Below are 21347 nucleotides of genomic sequence, written 5' to 3' on the forward strand. Positions count from 1 at the left end.
TTAATTTATCTATTTTTGTCTAATAATCTGTATCGATTATTTAGGACTAGTCAATTTTAATTTGATTAGAATTTATAACCAAGTGATAATTGGATAACTGCATTTTTAGCTACTGCCTCGCCTGGATCTAACGATTTTTGAGTTTGAGCTAAACCCAAATTATAACGTAAATCCAAGAAAGTTTCTTTAGTAAAATCATATCCAGCACCAAAATTTACTCCGAAATCAATTGATTTCAAATTATCTTTGTAGTCAACACCATCAAGATTAGCAGACATTAAAAAACCAATCTGTGGACCAACTTGTAAATTAAACTTATCTGCCACAGCATATTTTACCATTACAGGAATGTTGATATAGTTTAATTTTAATTCCATATCAGTTTTAACACCTTGCATAGAATACAATAACTCAGGCTGTACTGAGAACTTGTCGCTTACTTTAAATTCTACAAAACCTCCTAGGTTTACACCTATTAAGGATTTGGCTCCATCTACTCCCAATAAAGTACTAGAATTCAATCCACCCTTTACACCAAATTTCATGTCTTGTGCATTAGCAAAGCTAAATGCGAAAACTGCAGCAGCAGTTAAAATAATTTTTTTCATATTTTTTATTTAATTCATCTAACAAAATTATTAGTAATAATTAAAAATGAAAAAGAACATTTGTTAATTGTTCTTAAAAGAAAAGTTAAAAATAAAACCTTAATTTTTATGGCTTTATTAAAAATTATGTGAAAAATTTACGAACGAGTTTTGAAAGAGTAATACCATTAGCTAATATATTTTAGTCCAAAAGGGAGCTGAAACGATATATTCAAATTCGCAGGTTTTCTTTACAATATCATTAGTTAATTTCTGCACCTCATTTTCAATAAAAACACTTACCTCGTCTAGTGATTTATACAATTTTCCAGTAAATGCTCTTTTGATTCGCCACCATATTTTTTCTGATGGATTGAGTTCTGGTGAATATGGTGGTATAAACAGCAATGCTATATTGTTTGGAATAATAAGAGTCTTTGCTTTGTGGAATGCTCCATTATCAAGAATGATTATTTTAAACTCTTCTGAATTTTCTTTTGAAAATTCGTTTAGAAAAACTTGAAAATTGGTAGAATTACAATGTGATAGCTCCAATTCAAAATGATCTCCAGTAAATGGCGAATACGCTCCGAATAGCCAAGTAGCTTTAAAAACTTGTTGGAAAACACATATCGGCTTAACCCCTTGTGCGGTTAACCCTTTTCCGTTTCGAGTAAACATTCCAAATCGACTTTCATCTTGGCAATACAGGTTTATTGTTTTGAATTCTTGGGCTTTTTCGTTGAAGATATTTTGGCATTCTTGGTTGAAGTTTTTTTAAAATTCTCGACTTTTTCTTGGTCTTTGTTGACATGTACCTTTCGGGCTGTTTTTATTTTTGCTTTGAATTTTCGAACAACGTAGCCCTTAAAAGTGTTGTAATTAGTTTGCGTTTCAAATTTTTCATCAAACCAAGCTAATAGCTCTACGAATCCAACAAATCCATTTTCAGGATTGTACATTTGCTCCTTTAAAGCTTGTTCTTGTTCCAGGGTTATAATACTGGGTTTGTATCCAGTTTTAGAATGTTTTGTTAATAATTCAAGTCCTCCGTCAATATAGAGATTACGCCATGTTTGAATGCTGTTATGATTTACGCCGATAATTTGCGAAACCTCTCTTTTTGAAATTCCAGTAAGCTCATTTTGTTTGAAAACAAGTAAAGCATAGACTCGCTTTGCGACCATTGGGATACTACTTTTTTGAATTTTTTTTAGCTCTGACAAGCTTTCTTTTATGGTAAATATTTTTGGGGACGATAACAAGAACATTCGAAGCATTGTGTACAACCATTTGAATTTGCCCACTAAAATAGTTTTTCAAAACGGTGGTGATTTTCCAAATATTTCCTATATTTACACAGCAACAGGAAAAAAAGTAGCCAAAACAGTGAATTACGCCTCTCGACATAGCATAGTATATACCGTGGACTATTTGGACGGTTACCAGTATGAAAGCGGGAAACTACTGTTTTTTCCAACTGCCGAGGGTTATGTAAAATATACAGAGGTTAGGGAAAACCCATTTGATTATGTATTTAATTACACCGATCATTTAGGAAACATACGGTTGAGTTATGGGATTAATCCGGGTACTGGAATATTAACCAAAATAGAAGAAAACAATTATTACCCTTTTGGGCTAAAACACGGTACGTACAATACCGAAGCCAAAATAATTGTTCCAAGACCAGATCCGGCAGAGGAGCCGGCACTAAGTGCTAAATACATGATTCAAAAAACCGATGTTTTAGCTGCTGCAATGGATTTACCACCAATGGAACTACCACCGGGAGAGTTGATTGCTTCTGAAATTTATAGTGGGTATAATTATAAGTTCAATGGAAAAGAACTCCAGGACGAGTTGGGGCTTAATATGTACGATTACGGAATGATGCTTTATGACCCTGCAACTGGACGAAGAAACAATATTGACCCGTTTGCAGAGGCAAATCGTAGAGTTTCACCTTATAGCTATGCGAAGAATAATCCATTAAGATTCATTGACCCAGATGGCATGCTTGCTAAAGATGTTATTGATGATATGATGAAAAAATCTGCTGACAATAAAGAAACCAAATGGACTTTTAATGACAATGGAACAGCTACTTCTGACAACGGAAAATCAGTAGATGTATCCGATGAAAATACTGAAAACGCTTCAGCTGAAAGTACTTCAAGTGAAAATAATGGTGGTGACGGTGATGACGGCGGTAAAAAAGGCGGTAAAGGTGGTAAAGGAGGAAAAGGAAACGGTGGTAAGCCGTCTTATACTCCTCCACCGAAAGACCTTCCAGATGGCGCAGAAAGACTTAAACCTAAAGGCGGACGTCCACGTTATAGATTGCCAGATGGAAATATTATCGAATGGGATGGTCAGCATGGGGAATGGGAAAGATATAATCCTCGAGGAAAACATACTGGAGTTTTATCTCCAGATGGTGAACTTATAAAAGACCCAGTACCAGGTAGAAGAATTGAGCCTATCGTAAATGCAACAGTTGGCACTGCCGCAACACTAACCACAGGTTATATTATTTACAAGATAATTGTAGCAGCCGCAACTTGGGAATGTTTTGGATGTGGAGCTTTAGTTACGCCTTAAAAATAAATATGAAACTAAATAGATGTGTTACTTTAGCATGTAGATAAGGTTAGCATATCTAAATAATAATTAGATTATGAAAGTAAGTAGAGAAATAGCCATTTATCAAAAAGAAGGTGATAAGTATATAGAAAGTTTTGAAATTGATTTATCAGTTGATGAACTGGTTAATATTTTGAATGTAAATACGGATGAAGACCCAAATGTTTATATGGTATATGATATAAGCAAAGAGCAATACTCACAAATTCAAAAGATAATTCCTAAGCTAAAAGAAATTGATTTTGATAATGTTGAATTGTTTTATGAATGTTTTCAAGCCGAATAATTAAAAACGTTGGTAATGTATCAAAGTTAGTGATGCTACTATTGTTCAATGTTAAACTATTGAAAATCAATAAATAAAATGAATTTTACAATAAAAATGAGCACAGTGATGAGCTCATTTTTAAGTTATAAACAGTCTTAAAACGAAGAAAATGGTAGCAAACGACACTTCATGTATCAAAGTTAGTGATACTAAAATTTGTCCAAGTTGTAAATCACATAACATCATAAAAAATGGCTTTACTTCAAACAGAAAACAACAGTATTTTTGCAAATCTTGTAAAACACAACAATTTTTCAGAAGAAATCAAACAAAAACTATACCATTTATGGTGTAGTTTTTTGTTTAAGGTTCATACATATATATCCAAAACACCGTAAAAAAAACACCAAAACACCGTAAAATGAAATAAAAGTATTGTGCTAAAATTGCAAACAATTAGATGCAATTAATTAGCACAAATATGAAAAACACCTTTCCATTTCAAAATTACAGATTTCTTATCCTCCTTTTTGCTTCAAGTACAAGCAGTTATTCTCAAGATATTCCTTGGGAAAAGTCCTTTGAAAATCAATATTCTAATAAAATAACCTTCTATATATGAATGTTGAAGTTGTTGAAAATCAAAACATGAATCTTTGTCATAGTAGGAAAATTCAAACGAAAGATGTAAAAATATAACAACGGACAATATCACTATAATCAAAATAAAAAAAATCATGAAAAAAAATTTTAAAATAATTCAGTTATTATCACTCTTGTTTATTTGTCTCAGTTACTCACAAACTAAAACCAATAAATATGGAGCTAGCTTGTGGATAAAAGGAAAAGAAGCTCTAAAAGTTGATGAAAGTGAATTAGCTACTTATTTTAATTTTAATAGCATCGTTAGTTTTTCAAAAAATGCAATCCCTAAAAACTATAAGAATATAATTACCAAAGGATCTAGTTTGTTTATTGTTTTTAAAAGCACTGCAAATGATGAGGTAGGATTAGTTACACTCAAAAAATCGGGATTTAAGGTTGCTTTTACAAACAAACAAATAAAAAGCGATAAAGAAGTTTTACTCGACAAGATAAATGCAAAAGAGGGAGCTTTAGTAAGTTATATCAATTGTATAAATTCTTCATTGAGTAAAAAGAATGGAACACTTTCAATTGATGGTTTATTATTTGAAGAAGATAAGGGAATTAACCAATTAATGGAATTAATCTATATTCCAAAAGTACTTAGTGAGCAAGATAAAAACAGCATCGAAAGTTATCTGTCAATAAAATATGGGATTTCATTAACCACAGATAAAAATTATTACAGCGCTTCAAGAAAAAAGATATGGGATGCAACACTAAACTCAGAATACAACCATAGCGTTACGGGTATTGGAAGGGATGATTTGCTTAATTTGAATCAGAAGCAATCAGGAAATAGTAAGAAAGAGGGTTTATATATTGGGATAAATAAAATGGCAGTTACTAATGTTGCTAATCCTGCTTTTATTTTCGATAAAACTTTTATGCTTTGGGGTGATAATAAGGGTACAACAACATTGAAACAGTCAAATAGTAGTTTAGCTATGAAGACGATGAAGAAAGTATGGGAAGTTCAGACTACTTCCGAAGATTCAGCCTCAAGTATTAAAACACAAATTTGTATAAATACAAAAGAACTATTACTAGATAACGATAATGAAGAACCAATATGGATTGCAACAGATACAACTGCTTCAGAAAAATTCAACTACACCTCCGCCACATATCAAAAAGCATCAAAAGTTCAAAATGACACTTTGTATTTTGATAAAATGCTATTTAAAAACAATACAACTTCTCTTTTTACTTTAGTTAAAGCGCCCGAATTTTTTGTTGTTTCTGTTGCTTCATTTTCAAATTGCAGTCCAACAAATGGCGGAAAAATTGCGATTAAGATTGTCGGTGGTGCAGCTCCATACAGTATTTGTTTAAAATCAGATTTATTTGAAAAGAGTATGGTGTCAAATAATACAAATGTAGCGATAAATAATCTGCCAATAGGAAATTATGAAGTAGTAGTTTCAAGTGGCAAATTGGTAAATAAGAGCAATATGAAAGTTGATTTTTTAGAAAGCAACAGTATTACTATGTCAACTCAGTATAATTTAAACATTGATAATGAGGTAAGTATCGCTCCATTAATCAGTTCTTCAAAAGCTACTTATGCCTATGAATGGTTTAAAAAGGACACATTAATCTCAACCGAAAATAAAATAACTTTAAAAGAAACAGGGAATTATATACTTGTAGTTACTACTGATTTTGGCTGTAAAAAAGAATTTCCATTTATAGTTTCAGCTTCGCAAAATACTTTTGAAGATAAGTATGTACTCTCTCCAAATCCTGCTAAATCAGGAACCCCTTTTTCTATTCAATTTCAATTGAGTAAATTGTCGGAAGTAGCTGTAACCATATCTGATTTGAATGGAAAAATTATTAGAAGTAAAAATTTAGGACCCATCCAGACTTATGAATACAAAGATTCCCTATTGACTTCCGGTACCTATTTAATAACCGTTGTTCAAAATGGCATTAGCCAAACTACCAAACTAATTATACAATAAAAAAAAGCCACCCCATGAAAAAGACTACCAACCCTACAAAGATTCAAAATAAAGCAGTTGCAATTGCACATAAAATAATGCTAGTTGCAATGTTGCACAGTAGCTTCATTGCTCCTTCTCAATCATTAATTTCGGCTTATATTAATAGAGTGCCTCCATTGCATTATTTAGGTTCAAGTTTGCCGAATTACAACACGTCATTAAATGAAAGTCAAACGAATTTAATCAATAACCCCTATTATAAACAGAATATAGCTGGTCAAACAACCAAAGCTAGTAATAAAGCTTTACCTCAATTAGGTTCAAATAATACTGTAATTCCTTTTGACATCCAACATGGAATTATTGGAGTTTCAAAACAAAATCCTTTAGACGATCCTAAAGACAATTTATTTAAATTTTCTCTAATTACACGACCTGAATTAAAAAAGAGGTATTTTTTAAGTTACGAATTGTATGGTGTTCAGGATAATAGTGCCGTATCAAGAAGTATCAATGATCATTTTGCAACGGGTGGATATCTTGTCAAACAACAACAAAGTTGGTCATCACAAAAGGAAGAGTTAAACCCAATGTGGTTGCGAAAAGGTGTAAATAAAATTATGTTTTCTATACCTAAAGGGGCAGAATACCAATATGAAGTAAGAAATATAAAAATTGAGGTTCAGGAAGTAAAAGAAAATGCAGTACTTCCCTTAGTAGTTATTAATAGCTTGAATACTACTTATATCAAAGATAATAAAATGTATGTAAAAGGCTTTCTTAGGAATGCCATTACTGCAACTACTAAAGTCTATATTGAAGACCAACCATTAATACTGAACGGAGATGAATTTGAAGGTTTTATACCCTTAACTCCAGCATTAAAAAACAGAAAGTTTTTGATGGTAAAAGCCATTGATTCAAACGGACTTCTAGGTCAAGAGATTGTTCCTCTTGATACGTTAAATGAAGCGGATACTCTTTTTCCCATTGAGCCTATTGAAAATCGAGTAGTCAAACGATTTGAAATTTCAGAAACTGCAGTTTTAGAGGGAGATGGTGCTTCATTAGTCATTAAAGAAAATTCCTTATCAGAAACTAAAGAGATTAGTATTACCAAATTAAGAAACATTGATATTGCTCCTTTAAGTTCTGGAATGATAAATGTAACGAAAGGCGGTTTGGGTTACCGATTTTTGCCTGATGGTACTAAGTTTACAATCCCAGTTCTCTTGAAAATTGCGTATGACGAAAAATTACTTCCAAAGGGGTACGGAATAAAAGATATAAAAACTTTTTATTTTAATACCGATTCTAAAAGTTGGGTAGCGGTAAAACGGGATACAATAAATGAAAAGGAAAAAACAGTTTCGGTACTTACCACTCATTTTACAGATTACATTAACGGAATAATTCAAGCTCCTGAAAGTCCAGAAACGGCAGGTTTTACTTCCACAATGATGAACGACATAAAAGCAGCGGACCCTTCATCAGAAATGACGATAATCAGTCCGCCGGAGGTTTCTCAAAAAGGAGATGCGAATGTGAGTTACCCAATTAAAATTCCAGCAGGAAGAAAAGGGATGCAGCCTCAAATTGCGTTGCAATATTCAAGTGGAGGAGGCAATGGCTGGTTGGGTGAAGGCTGGAACATAAACATTCCTTCAGTTAGCTTAGATACAAGATGGGGTGTTCCAACTTTTGACCCTAGAAATGAATCTGAAATTTATTCTCTTGGAGGGGAGCAATTGATGTATCCAAAACTAAAAAATGAAATAGGTGATAAAGTAGATTGGATGCCAAACCGACATTATGATGTTGCTGGCAGTTCAAGTTCGGTTTATACTACATTACCACGAGCAAGGATAGTGTCAGCCATATTTACACCAAGAAAACAAGGGAGTTTTGCTAAAATAGAACGATTGGGTACTTCTCCGAGTACTTATTATTGGAAAATAACCAATACGGATGGTTCTAAAAATTGGTACGGAGGAGATGCAAAAGGGATTAAAGAGAATACAATTATTAGAAAAATACAAAACCCATTAGCCAATAATCCAGAGAGTACTCCTATGGCAGATGGTTCTGAAATTGTGCACTGGGGCTTGTATATGAGTGAAGACGTATATGGTAACAATGTCATATATGAATACAGAAATGAATCCCCAAGACAATTTTCAGACGTGAATGTAAATCTTAACGGAGGAAATATTTTTCATATAAAAACTATTTTTTACACAGGATTTAAGAGTTCCAAAGGGCCTTATTCTATAACATTTGAAGAAGATTCAAATGTTAGAAATGACGTTTCAATAAATGCAAATTTAGGCCTGAAGCAAATTGAACCTTTTGTATTAAAAAAAGTTATCATTAAAAATGGTGACTCAGTTATTCGAAAATATGGTTTTAGTTATGTTACTGGTAAATTTGAAAAAACACTATTGGATAAAGCTACAGAGTTTGATAGAAATAATACTGAATTTTATTCCCATAAATTCAAATACTATGATGATGTAGCACTGAATGGCGGTTATTTTACTGCTGGAGATACCACTACTGTTTGTTATGAAAACCAACCTTGTCCTGATGTTGATGGCGATACCGTTTGTGATGCTGACGATGCTTGTCCGTTAATTTTTGGACCTGTAAGTAATGCAGGATGCCCGATTGTTCCAATAAAAAAATGTTATGAGTTAGATTTTCCAGTTCCATTAAATAATATTACTTATAATTATTCAATGTGTTGGGGAACAGAGGATGGTAATAATGAACCCTGTACTTTTAAGCCCTATAGAATAAAAGATATTTATTTTAGGGATCAAACTTTACCCCCTCCAGTTCCAAATAATTTATACATTACTCATTTTCTTCCAAATGAGGGTGTGAACAATAACTGCTTAAATAATTATGGGAGTAATTATAGTGGTTTTTATTTTTATATTGGGAATCCAGCACTTGCATCAAATTTAACCTCATGGTTAAGCAATACTATTTTCAGCAACACAAATTTTACTGATATTACTGTTGACAATAGTTTTAGTAGGTATTATAGTTTTTATAATAACTTTCAACAAACAGGACTTGGTCGTACAGATACAGATTTTACAATTTCTTTTAATTCTACTTCTGTTTTACAAAGTACGGATATTGGTTGTCATGTAGAATCTACAAATGGAACAAGTGGGGTATTTACCACTTCAACTATTCCCTATTATTTTGGAGGGCGTGTAATTTCAGGCACAGGAAGGGTTGTTCCTATTACAGTTAACGGAATATTTTTAGGTAATTTTGACTTAGTTAATAATCTTTCGGGGTTCATTCAAGCTTTTAAAAATCAAATCGATAGTAATGCAATAATTACGTATCAAGATTTTACTATTAATATTCAATTCCCGAGTTCCTCAACTTTAAATACTATTAAGGTGGATAACGACACTTATAATTTTGATTTATGCAAGATACCCTATTCGAGTAAAATAAATTCTACTGAAATAGCTACTTCCGCAAGAACATCCAATAATAATGAAACTATTTCTGTTGGTCCTGATTATACAGATTATTTTAAAAGATTAAAAGAAAGTTATGTTATTAATGCAGCTAACTTTGAAAACACCAATAAAGAAATTATTTGCAATACGGTTACCAATTCCGGTTCGTTTGCTCCTCTATTACCTGGTTTTAATAATTCTGGAGCAATTTTAGGGTCAACTGTTTCTAAGAATTTTAATGTTGCTGGTTTTTTTGGTTTTGGTTTTGACTTCACTTGGAATCCTTTCAATAAGAATTTAACACTCGGCATCCAATATACTCATGGATGGGATCAAGGCGAATCATTAACTTCATTAATTGATATTAATGGTGATGGTTTAGACGATGTAGTATATAAAACTGGGGGGCGATTATATTGGAAAAAACACATCCTAGTGAGAAGTTATGATGCTCAAAATTTACCTGTATTAATTCATTCATTTGAACCATATCAGCCAATTACAAGTATTAATAATGACATTTCTGATTTTTACAAATCAAAAGGAGAGTCTGAAAGTATGAATTTACAATTAAATATCGACTTTGGCGCAAGTGCCATTTTTGGATATGATAACGCTCATAATCACTCGCGTAGTTCCATCTATTTTTCAGATGCCAATGGTGATGGTCTAATTGATATAATTAAAGATGGAGTAGCCTATTTTAATCGTATAAATAGTTTGACTGGTAATCCCTTTTTTGAACCAGAAAGTTTACGTACAGAAAACATGTTAATTTCTGCAGAACCTATTACTGTAACTCCTCCTGTAATAAGTACTTTGGTAGAGGATAAAGCACCAAATTATGATGTTGTAAAAATGTGGGAAGCTCCAGCAAATGGAGCTATAGAAATAGAAAATACAATCGTAAATAATGACCCGACTAAAGAAGTAATAATTACTGTTGAAATGAAAGATAATGGTGGACAATCATTAGATTCATCCGCATGTAACTATTACTCAGGTGACATTAGAAAACTATACGGCATTAAATTAAATAGCATTACACCAAATGTATCTAGAATAATAAATAGAAATAGCTTTGATACAAGTCCATTAATAGTTAGAAAGGGGGATCGAATTTATTTTAGAGTACATTCAATTGCCACAGGGAACCCATCTGTTAATTGGAATCCTAAAATTAACTACACCGATAGCCAATTGTTGAGTGCTGTAGATGCTAACGGACAATTTCTATACAACACTAAATACAGTGACGGTTTCATTTTATCACAACAAGCCCCAATTGTATTTCCTGGTAACCAGGGAAGAGTAGCCATTTCTTGGTCACCAATTACGGTTACTAACCCTTCAGATAGTGTTACTTATGAAATTATTAAAAAAACTATTAATCCTTCAAACCCAAATTTAAATTCTGAGGTAACTGTTTGGAGTTCTGTTTGTAATGCCAATCAAAATTCAAATGTTATAGCTCCGTCGAGTTTAAGTAATTATTTGATTTCGAATACTAATGGAAGTCAAACGATTTTCTATTTTAGAGTTAAATCAACTTCTAATTTGGATTGGAAAGCACTAGAATGGAAACCGAAAATGGAATGTACGGTATCCAATCAAGCGGTAACTGGGGGAGGTTCATTATCAACTATAGAAACGAAATATCCGATATCCGATTACAGTATCTATAAATCTTATATTTGTTCTTCAAGTTACACAACATTTGATGGAACCAATTTACAAGGGGCTACTATCAACCCGAATATAACATTATTCAATACTAATAATGGAAACGATAATGGAACCGTTTACTTTGTAGTTAAAAAAGCAGGTCATTTATTCGGTAAAAAAACAATAACAGTTACTAATGGGGTAGCTACTTCAACAGGTGCTCCAATTATTATTGATGATACTAATAATACTAATATTGAGATTGGATATTACACCGACGATAGTAAAAGAACAATTGGTGACGTTAATGATGTTTCATTATTAACAAGGGTTCTAAACGCTGCTAATGTATTTTCAATTACCTCAACACAAGGTATTACTACTATTTTAAATAGCTCGCAAATTAACTTACTTCAAAAACCATTAAATATTTATGGTCCAATGTACCGACAATGGGGGCAATTTATGTACAACCCTAAAGTAAATACAAAAGCGGGTCACGATCCTGAGTTGAATATAGATTTTTTAAAAGAAGAACTTTTGGGAATTGGGACAGATCAAGCCAATGCGATTTATGGGAATCTTTATACCTTGCCTGTTTCTAATCCTCCAACACTAAATCCAGCCATTTCAAATTTACAAAATCAAGACCTATATAGCCCTTCATTTCAACAACAAATTGGAGCTATTCAGGCACAATATGAGGCAACAGTACAAAATCCGTTTATGGTGGCTAATGCTCATAGAGGTTTTGACAATCCAAGTAATAGTTTTGATGATAAATGGATTGCAATGCACCAAGAAAATTACGCATCAGAAAACAAATCTAGAGCTGCTAAATTATCTCAATCCTACACTTTTGAAAATCAGGGAGCTCCAACTACTACACAAGCTAGTCTTGTAACTGGCGCTTATGGAATTGATAAAATTTCGGAGGGAAGCAGTGAAACGTATTGTGCTGGTGGGAACATTGGTGGAGTTGGTGCTTCAGGGAGTTATTCTCCAAATGGAATAAATAATTCACTAACCGATTATATTGACTTAAATGGAGACCGTTATCCAGATATTGTAACCAATGGTGAAATACAATTAACTCGAAAAACAGGAGGTCTATTTCCAGAAGTGGATAGAAATAATCAAGGCACAATTTCAGAAGATAACAGTTCCAATTGGGGATTAAGTGCTTCAGGTAGTTTTAATTCTGCTGGAAAGCTTCAAAAGGCAGGTACTGGGCATTCTTCTCTTGGACTTTCTGCTAATTTTTCTCAAGGGAGTTCCAATTCCTCAAGAATTTTTACCGATATTAATAGCGATGGTTTACCAGATATTTTAACTAAAACAAGTTCTGAAAATGCTAGCCCCGTAACCGTAAGTTTAAATTTAGGTAATAATAATTTTAGCGCACCCTTAAGTTGGGGAGAATTTAATGTAGCCAATGGTAATAGTGAAAATTTTGGAGGTGGTATCGGCTTTAATTATTCTAGTGCGAGTGTTGAAGCGGGTCTGAATCTAGGAAGAACTGACGCTAGCACTAAAAACACTTTGATCGATATTAATGGCGACGGAATGATTGACCAATTAGAATCAAACAATGGAAATCTAAACATTAAGATAAATCAAGGAAATAAATTTTCAAGTACTCCTATTAATATTCCGATTTTCGACTACAATAACAATTCAACAACTGCCACGGCTGGACTAAATGGCACTTATACTTATGGATTTATCGTGCCTCTTTATCTTATATTTTTTGTTATTCCAATAAAAATTTCAGATGTTGGGGTTACTGCATCAGGATCCACCTCAGCAACACGAACAAAAAAATCCATTTCTGATTTTGATGGCGATGGATTTCCTGACCTTATAGAAGAGGTAAGTACCAATACCATTAAAGTTTACTCTTCAAATATCCGAAGAACCAACAAGCTACAAACGGTCACCAACCCATTAGGAGGAAGTTTTACTATTGACTATAAAGTACAACCCGTAGACTACAACAACCCTCATCCGAAATGGGCAATGAGCAGCGTTAGTATTAATGATGGCTATGACAAGGTCAATGACGGAAATGATACTTACAAAAAAGAGTATAAGTATGAAAATGGGAAATACAACCGTCGTGAAAGAGACTTTTATGGGTATGAAACTGTAAGTACTTTAGATTATCGTGAGGGAAATACCACAACACCTTATCGTACTTCCATTTCAAAATACCACAATGAAAGTTATTTCCTAAATGGGCTTCTAAAAGAATCCTTCGTAATGAAAGGGAACAACGAAAACCAAAAGTATTCTAAAACGAAAAACGTCTATGAGGTAAGACAGTTATCCAGTAACAATCAAGCAATGTCAGGAATAGTATTGTCCAATCTTTTTGATGTGGGTGGTAAAGAAGGACGCAAGTCAGCAGCAGTAGTAATGACAAAAACAACTACAGAACTTTATGAACTCAGTCCTTCTCCTCAAATTACTACTCAAGTAGAAATGAAATACGATGACAAAGGCAGGGTAATTAACTATTCTAATTTAGGAAACACTGCCTTGTCCAATGACGATTATTCAGCCTCAATTGCCTATCATAATTTGGCAAACAACATTATTAATGTCCCTAAAGAAATTAACGTTTTAGTAAATGGAACTTCAGTAAGAAGGCGAACAACAGAAGTAGATTCTAATACGGGTAGTCTTTTAAATGTTGCTGCCTTTAATGGAAGTGAAGTTAGTCAAACGTCACTAAAATATGATGAGTTTGGAAATGTAGTCCACGTGGAGCATCCTGCAAACGCAGCTGGGGAAAGAATGTTCTACGATTATACTTATGATGAGTTGTATCATAAATATGTTACCAATATCAAAGATGCTTTTGGGTACAGCTCATCGGCAGTTTACAATTCAAATTTTGATAAAGTTATAGAAACGGTGGCTTTAACAGGTAATAAAATGCATTACGATTACGACACTTTTGGTAGAAATACAATAATCATTGCCCCAAAAGAACTGGATGCAGGTATTAAATACACCATCAAATTTGATTACTATCCTTATTTTTCTTTGTTACGTGCAACATCAGGGGTTACTGAAGATACTTTTGTCCCTGTGGCAGTTACAAGCCATTACGACCAGCAACATCCCGATAATGACATACAAACCTATACCTTTATTGATGGTTTGGCACGACCGATACAAATTAAAAAAGACATTGCGCTAAATAAGTCGGAAGACCATAAAGAAGTACAATACTTTGAAGCACTTTCGGTAAGTGGAAAAACCTATTTTGATGAATTTGGAAGGGCAACACAACAGTTTCATCCTTATTTTGAAACTAAAACCGATGCCACCAAGTTTTTATTGAATGAGTACGCCTCCCCTTATAGCGCCTCAACGCAATTTGACGAGTTGGACCGCCCTATAAAAACGATTGACCCAGAGGACAATGTAAGCACCGTAGAATATAGCATTGATAGTGACAATGCGGATGAAATTGCCTTAAAAACCAAGTCAACCACCGACCAAAATGGAAGTCAAAGCATCGTAACCGAAACCTACAAAAACGTTTCGGGCAAAGTGATTGCAACTATGAATTTAGGGGCAACCGCCTTGTGGACTCATTTTAATTACGATGCCATAGGACAGCTAATGGACTATAAAGATGCACAAGACATGGTAACACAATACGAGTACGACCTACTCGGTAGAAAAATTGCCGTACATCATCCCGATAATGGAACAACAACTTTTAAATACGACACGGCGAGTAATTTAGTACAATTGCAAACCGCAAATTTAGCGGCTGAAGGTTCCTTTGTTAACTACAACTACCAGTACAACCGCCTACAAGAAATAGTGTATCCAGAAACGCCATCGGGACAAAACTTGAGTAATGTAAACTATGTATATGGAGATTCTGGTAATAATGCTGGACAATTGATTTATCAGAGTGATGCAACAGGGCATCAGGAATTTGAATACGGGAATATGGGCGAAGTGGTTGCCAATGTTAGAACTGTTATAGCACCCAACCTACCCACACGCGTTTTTAACACCAGCTACAACTACGACAGCTGGAACCGTTTGCAAACGATGATTTATCCTGACCAAGAGAAAGTAAATTACAACTATGATTTAGGAGGAAACCTCACCCGCATGACGGGGCAAGTATATGGTCGAGAATACCAATATATAAACCGTATAGACTATGATTATTATGAACAACGGGCGTACTTGCTGTACGGCAATAAAACAGAAACTTTTTACAACTATACCCCAGCACTTCGACGATTAGAGAATTTGAACGTAAAAACTTCCAATGCTCAGGATTTGTATAACAATTTTTACAAATACGACAAAGTGGGCAACGTAACGAGTTTGGTAAACCAAGCGGGAGCTACTGCAAATAGCATGGGAGGTCACTATGAGCATGGTTTTGAGTACGATAACCTGAACCGATTGGCGGGTGCCAAAGGTTATTTTGAAGGAAATCAAGCACAACAACAGAACAACAACGATTTTCAGAGTGACTACACCATAAAAATGCAATACAATGCCACCCACGGCATTGAAAACAAAACACAAATGCATTACAAGAACATGGATGCTACGCCAGTTGCTGCAAATACCTACTCGAATACCTATAAATACCAAGATCATACCCACAAAGTGGTTCATATTGATGATAGTATGACAGGAGCTACCGAAGATTTTAAATACGATAGAAACGGTAATTTAACCTATAAAACCAATAGCAACGACATTGACCGTTCGCTCTATTGGGACGAGTCCAACCGATTGCGAGTAGTGAATGACCACGAAGGGATGCAACATTATATTTACGATGCTAGTGGCGAACGTATTTTGAAAGCCAACTCAAACATTGAAGCGGTATATGGAAACGGAAGCCTGCTAGACCCTGCCAGAAGTACCATAAACAGTTATACCACCTACCCAAGTGCCTATTTAGTGATAGATGCACACGGCATATACAGCAAGCATTATTATGCCGGAACGCAGCGCATAGTGAGCCGCATTGGCGAATTCAAATCTGATATTTTTAATTTAGAAATGCCTTGCGAAAATTGCATGAAACTGCAAGAATTGCAAAAAACCAATTTGCAGCAAATTCTTGCCAAGGGCAAACTAGGGCAAGCTACCTTTAAACCGTACCAGCCTTACAGCTATGACGAAGCACAAAAAGCACTCGCCGTGGAAGAAACTGCTACAAAAAATGACAGTGTTAAAAGACCCGGACAGCCACCGCTTTACTTTTACCACCCCGACCATTTGGGGACAAGTACATTTTTAACAGATTTTAATGGTAACGCATACCAATTTTTCCTAAATTTACCTTTTGGAGAGACGATGGCAGAGCAACTGGGTAGCAATTATTACAACACGCCTTATAAGTTTAACGGTAAAGAACTAGACGAAGAAACTGGATTGTATTATTATGGGGCTAGATATTATGATCCTCAGGGAGGGCCTGGCTTTCTCTCTGTTGATCCCAAATTTGAAAGTTACCCAGGATTTAATCCGTATGCGTACTGTTTGCAGAATCCAGTGAATTTGGTGGATCCTGATGGTCGGGAAGCAGTTTCAGGACCAGGGGATAAATTTAAAACACCTGAAGCAGCTGCAAAAGATTTTGCAAATAATTATAATGATAATTCTATAAAAGATAAAAAGGAGTATGGATCAGTAATATATAGAATTAATGACACTAAAGAAGGTGCGTATTATACATACACTACTCCTAATGTTAGTTCCGAAGAAGATGGTGTTGTTCCTGCACCAGATTTTTCTTTAAAAAATGCTGAAATAGTTGGTGCCGTTCATAGTCATTCAAATTATGATGAGAAGTATGGAAATGGAAATGATATTGCATCTCCAGCTGATAAGAAAGGCGCAAAACTAGTGAGAATGGATGCTTATATTTCTACACCTAAAGGACAGTTATTAAAATATGATCCAAAAAAAGATAAAACTACTGTTATAGATACTAATGTTCCAAGTGATAAAAATCATCCAAATAGATCTAACAATATTAATAGTAGTAAATTACCTAAAAACGAGCCTGTTAGAGGAACAGGTAAACTTATTTTAGATAATTTAATATTGCCGATGTTACAATCAGTCGAAAAAATAAAATCATAAATAATGAAGAAAATAATAACAATTTTTATTTTGCTGTTTGCAATTATAGCTATATCATTATATTTTTTTAATACAAAAAGATATAATAAAAAAAATCAAAAAGTGCTTAATTGCCATACTTGTTTAATTAAATCAGAGTTGACAGCAATTGATTTAGCTGAAAATATTTTATTTAAAGTATATGGAGAATCAAAAATTATTAATGAAAGACCATATAATATTGTCTTAATTGATAATAATATATGGATTATATCGGGAAGCTTGAACAAGAGTTTTATGGAGAGTATCTTGTATAGAAATATTCCAAAATTTGGTGGTTCCTTTGAAATTAAACTTGATGCAAAAACAGGTAAAGTTATAAAAATGATGCATTATAAATAGGGTAATGTATCAAACGTGTGGTTTTTATATAAATAAAATCACCATTTAGGCACCAGCCCCTTTTTAACAGATTATAAAGGTAATGCGTACCAATTTTTCCTAAATTTACCCTTTGGAGAAACCATGGCAGAGCAACTAGGTAGCAATTATTACAACACGCCGTATAAGTTTAACGGTAAAGAACTAGACGAAGAAACTGGATTGTATTATTATGGGGCTAGATATTATGATCCAAGAACAGGTCCCGGCTTTTTAAGTGTAGACCCTTCTTTTGAGAGTTACCCTGGGGTAAACCCTTATATCTATTGTATGCAGAATCCTATTAATATGATTGACCCTGATGGGCGAGACCCAGGAGATTATTATGGTAAGAATGGTGAGCATTTAGGAAAAGATAAGTATAATGATAATAAAGTATATGTTGCGGATTCAGTTGAAAAAGATAAAAATGGATTGGTAACTTGTGCTAATAACTCAGCAGATTTAGGTATTACTCATTCTGAATTCATATTTGCATCTCAAACATTATATGCTGAATCAAGTCCAAAAACTAGCCAATCAGAAGTTGCAGGTATATTTTCTGTATTAGAAAATAGAGCTCAAGCGTATGATACAGATGTGATGTCTCAAATGTCTCCAAAATATCCAATGGGGGTTTATGGTAGTAGAGGAAAAGACAGAACAAGATATTCTGAAAGTGGTTCACAAGCGGAAGCAAAACGTTCTACTGTTAGAGCAGGTTTGATATTAGGACTGACTTCAGATCATGATTATTCTAATGGAGCATTTTTCTGGGATGGTACAGATTTTAAATCTGGAGGTGGCCATAACGCAAGATATGTTCCTGGATATTCATTCTCGGATAAAAGTCATGATATATACAATTTAGGAAATAACATTAAACCTGGATCTACGAAATTCGGTTCTTGGGATTATAAATATGAATCTACAGGAGTCATAGGAAAAACAACTTTTTCTAGATTAAGTGATGCTTGGAGAGATGCTCAATATTCAGGAAAGAGAACGACAAAACCTTTAGGAAATTAGAATATGTATAAATATTTATTTTTATTAGTATTTGGTGTTATAAGTTTAGCAAAAGCGCAATCTTATAAAGAGATTGATTGTTTGAGAAATTATTTAAAAACAAAAAAGAGTTTTAGAATAGAGCCTAATATTGACTGCTATTCTGTTGATACATGCTATATTAAGCATGGTAAAATTAACATTATGGCAATTAGACCAGTTTCAGAAAATGATATAAAAAAGTTTGTATTGAATAATAACACATTATCTATTAAGACTTTGAATAACAAAGAAGAAGATTTATCTATAGAAAGTGTTGAATTTCCAGATTATAAAAATTCAGCATATTATTTATTAGGAAACAAGCTTTATATAATCAATGCAATTCCTTTTTGCACGGGTATTTCTTGTAAGTACAGATATGCTCAAATATTTGATATAAAAAATAAAATTATTTATGAGAAAAAGATTAAGTGGGATAAATAAACAGAAAACCGAGCATTTGCCCGCTCCGCAAAGTGTTCTATTTAAGACCAATAAGCTGCGCAAAGTCTCCCGCTCCGCAAAGTGTTCTAATTAAGACCAATGTGCTGCGCAAAGTCTCCCGACTTTGAGCTATGATAAGCAAAAAGCATATTAGAAATAGTGTAAATTTTATTAAAAAGAAATGAGATTGATTAAATTTGATAAGTACACTAGTTAGTAGTAGCTCAAAGTCGGGAGACTTTGCGCAGCGAGGGAATGGGAAAACAAATGTAAGTGGTAGTGAAGCACCAAACATTCAAGATTTACCAAAACCTAAAGCATTTTTAGGAGCAACAACATTGCAAATGAATACCTGTCATTCTGCAGATAATGTAAGTAATGCGCACGGAGAGCAAGGCACTTTATCAGGAACAAAAAAACCTATAGCACAAGTATTTTCAGAAACATTTGGATTTAAAAATGTTAGAGGAACAGCAGGTTCGGTCAATTACAATTCATTTTTCACTAATGGAACTACCACAAGTAGCCCAAATTATATGAGAGCTTATCCTGAAAACAATACGTGGTTAAATTATAACAAACCTAAACCAGTAAATTCAATTCCTAGAAAAAGATAGACTATGAAAAAATCAGTTATTTTATTAGTCATAATAGGGATGTTGATTTTACTGACATATGTGTTTTTTCGTAAAAACTACTTGCAATGCGATTTGTTTTATGAAATTCCAAATTCTGACAAAGACTTTTATCCAAATGGATATGAATTTTTTCACTCAAAAAAAGAAATAGATAATTATATAAATAGAAATAAAAGAACAAAAGATTTACGTGAGAAATTACAAATGTTAGATTTTGACTTTAAGAATTATAGTTATTGTGTTTTTTATGGGAGAAAAGCGAAGAAAATTTATCACAGTTATAAAACAACTCTTTTAGATGACTTATCTCCGTCTTATGCTAAACCTAATGGAAAAACATTAGTGTTTGTAGAATATGAAGATGACGATAAAGGGAAAGGAGTATTTATATATAAAACCAAGAAAAACATTAAATTGAGAGGGTTTTATGGGATTTAATAGAAACAAGAAAACCGAGCAATTGCTCGGTTTTTTTATGAAAATTATAAAATTTACATAGCAACATTTAAAGCGTTTGAAAGCATATCTTTCAGGCGTTTTTTGCTTATGGCAATATCAATAATATTAAAAATAGAGTTTTTTTCTATGTCATCAAGTTCATCAAGCAAACGAAGTTTGTCTACAATACTTTTATCATAAGAATTTATGTCAATTGGTTTTTCCCCCGCTCCGCAAAGTGTTCTAATTAAGACCAATGTGCTGCGCAAAGTCTCCCGACTTTGAGCCCGCTCTGCGAAGTGTTCTAACTAAAAACTAAATGTGCTGCCCCGCTCCGCAAAGTGTTCTAATTAAGACCAATGTGCTGCGCAAAGTCTCCCGACTTTGAGCCCGCTCTGCGAAGTGTTCTAACTAAAAACTAAATGTGCTGCCCCGCTCCGCAAAGTGTTCTAATTAAGACCAATGTGCTGCGCAAAGTCTCCCGACTTTGAGCTATGATAAGCAAAAAGCATATTAGAAATAGTGTAAATTTTATTAAAAAGAAATGAGATTGATTAAATTTGATAAGTACACTAGTTAGTAGTAGCTCAAAGTCGGGAGGTACTATCTTAAAATCCTAATTTATGTTGTTATTTTTTTTAATTTTGCATTACCGAGAGGAAGCTTCTTGCGATAATTCACTGGATGTTTACCTTGTTTAGCCTCAACTTGTTTGGGGCTAATTTTTTCATTAGTGTCTTCTTCGAAGACAATTGCCCGAGAGGATAACTTTTGCTCCTCTTCTTGGATATTTATTTGATAGTTTGTGTCATACATTTCATTCTTTTTCCATAAGGAATAAACAATTGTTAGTATTTTTTTCTGCACCGCAACATAGCTTTTCATTTTAATATTATGCTTTTCTAAAGTTCTTTCGAATAAATCAATGAACTGGATATGCTAACTTTACCCTCATAAAAAGTTAAGAATAAAAACCTTAATTT

13 protein-coding genes and 2 pseudogenes are annotated in these 21347 nt (G+C 33.6%); 10 read left to right on the forward strand and 5 right to left on the reverse strand.

The annotated features are described in order from the left end of the window. Nucleotides 1-65 precede the first annotated feature (65 nt). The 3 genes from AC9UEH_RS10440 to AC9UEH_RS10450 all read right to left on the reverse strand — a co-directional run bounded on the left by AC9UEH_RS10440 (nucleotide 66) and on the right by AC9UEH_RS10450 (nucleotide 1774). A complete protein-coding gene (locus AC9UEH_RS10440) occupies nucleotides 66-608 on the reverse strand; it encodes a porin family protein (protein ID WP_509531491.1) in 543 nt (180 codons plus the stop codon). 171 nt (nucleotides 609-779) lie between these two features. Next, nucleotides 780-1337 carry an IS630 family transposase gene (locus AC9UEH_RS10445; protein ID WP_509531514.1) on the reverse strand — a complete coding sequence of 186 codons (558 nt, stop codon included), beginning with the start codon at nucleotides 1335-1337 and terminating at the stop codon, nucleotides 780-782. Beyond that, on the reverse strand, nucleotides 1301-1774 hold the full coding sequence (locus AC9UEH_RS10450) for a helix-turn-helix domain-containing protein (protein ID WP_509531492.1): 474 nt from the start codon (nucleotides 1772-1774) through the stop codon (nucleotides 1301-1303). The genes AC9UEH_RS10445 and AC9UEH_RS10450 overlap by 37 nt, the downstream gene beginning before the upstream one ends. Nucleotides 1775-1823: 49 nt before the next feature. Here AC9UEH_RS10450 and AC9UEH_RS10455 point away from each other — a divergent pair, with 49 nt between their 5' ends. The 10 genes and pseudogenes from AC9UEH_RS10455 to AC9UEH_RS10500 all read left to right on the forward strand — a co-directional run bounded on the left by AC9UEH_RS10455 (nucleotide 1824) and on the right by AC9UEH_RS10500 (nucleotide 20364). Next, complete coding sequence (locus tag AC9UEH_RS10455) at nucleotides 1824-3191, forward strand: RHS repeat-associated core domain-containing protein (RefSeq protein ID WP_509531494.1); 1368 nt, start codon at nucleotides 1824-1826, stop codon at nucleotides 3189-3191. A gap of 76 nt (nucleotides 3192-3267) precedes the next feature. Beyond that, nucleotides 3268-3519 (forward strand): DUF7683 domain-containing protein, encoded by a 252-nt coding sequence (locus AC9UEH_RS10460; RefSeq protein WP_509531496.1) that lies wholly within the window; start codon nucleotides 3268-3270, stop codon nucleotides 3517-3519. Between the two features lie 151 nt (nucleotides 3520-3670). Beyond that, nucleotides 3671-3799, forward strand: a pseudogene (locus AC9UEH_RS10465) (transposase-like zinc-binding domain-containing protein); the annotation flags it as partial. A gap of 439 nt (nucleotides 3800-4238) precedes the next feature. Next, entirely contained in the window at nucleotides 4239-6113 is a 1875-nt protein-coding gene (locus AC9UEH_RS10470; RefSeq protein ID WP_509531498.1) for a DUF8202 domain-containing protein, read from the forward strand. A gap of 14 nt (nucleotides 6114-6127) precedes the next feature. Further along, the gene (locus AC9UEH_RS10475; RefSeq protein ID WP_509531500.1) at nucleotides 6128-17395 is read left to right on the forward strand and encodes a SpvB/TcaC N-terminal domain-containing protein; all 11268 of its coding nucleotides are present in this window, start codon (nucleotides 6128-6130) and stop codon (nucleotides 17393-17395) included. 3 nt (nucleotides 17396-17398) lie between these two features. Beyond that, entirely contained in the window at nucleotides 17399-17776 is a 378-nt protein-coding gene (locus tag AC9UEH_RS10480; RefSeq protein ID WP_509531502.1) for an NTF2 fold immunity protein, read from the forward strand. Nucleotides 17777-17896: 120 nt separating this feature from the next. Continuing rightward, nucleotides 17897-18823: pseudogene (locus AC9UEH_RS10485) on the forward strand (RHS repeat-associated core domain-containing protein); the annotation flags it as partial. A gap of 3 nt (nucleotides 18824-18826) precedes the next feature. Beyond that, nucleotides 18827-19288: a hypothetical protein gene (locus tag AC9UEH_RS10490; protein WP_509531504.1), complete on the forward strand. Its 462-nt coding sequence runs from the start codon at nucleotides 18827-18829 to the stop codon at nucleotides 19286-19288. Nucleotides 19289-19485: 197 nt separating this feature from the next. Then, entirely contained in the window at nucleotides 19486-19905 is a 420-nt protein-coding gene (locus tag AC9UEH_RS10495; protein WP_509531506.1) for a hypothetical protein, read from the forward strand. Between the two features lie 3 nt (nucleotides 19906-19908). Continuing rightward, nucleotides 19909-20364 (forward strand): hypothetical protein, encoded by a 456-nt coding sequence (locus tag AC9UEH_RS10500; RefSeq protein ID WP_509531508.1) that lies wholly within the window; start codon nucleotides 19909-19911, stop codon nucleotides 20362-20364. A gap of 53 nt (nucleotides 20365-20417) precedes the next feature. On the opposite strand, the gene AC9UEH_RS10505 is transcribed toward AC9UEH_RS10500, so the two are convergent. Together AC9UEH_RS10505 and AC9UEH_RS10510 are read right to left on the reverse strand one after the other, a co-directional pair. Then, nucleotides 20418-20633: a hypothetical protein gene (locus AC9UEH_RS10505; protein WP_509531510.1), complete on the reverse strand. Its 216-nt coding sequence runs from the start codon at nucleotides 20631-20633 to the stop codon at nucleotides 20418-20420. Between the two features lie 352 nt (nucleotides 20634-20985). After that, nucleotides 20986-21249, reverse strand: a complete 264-nt coding sequence (locus tag AC9UEH_RS10510; protein WP_509531512.1) for a hypothetical protein — start codon at nucleotides 21247-21249, stop codon at nucleotides 20986-20988. Nucleotides 21250-21347: the final 98 nt, after the last annotated feature.

This window comes from Flavobacterium sp., assembly GCF_040402835.1.
Classification (GTDB): Bacteria; Bacteroidota; Bacteroidia; order Flavobacteriales; family Flavobacteriaceae; genus Flavobacterium.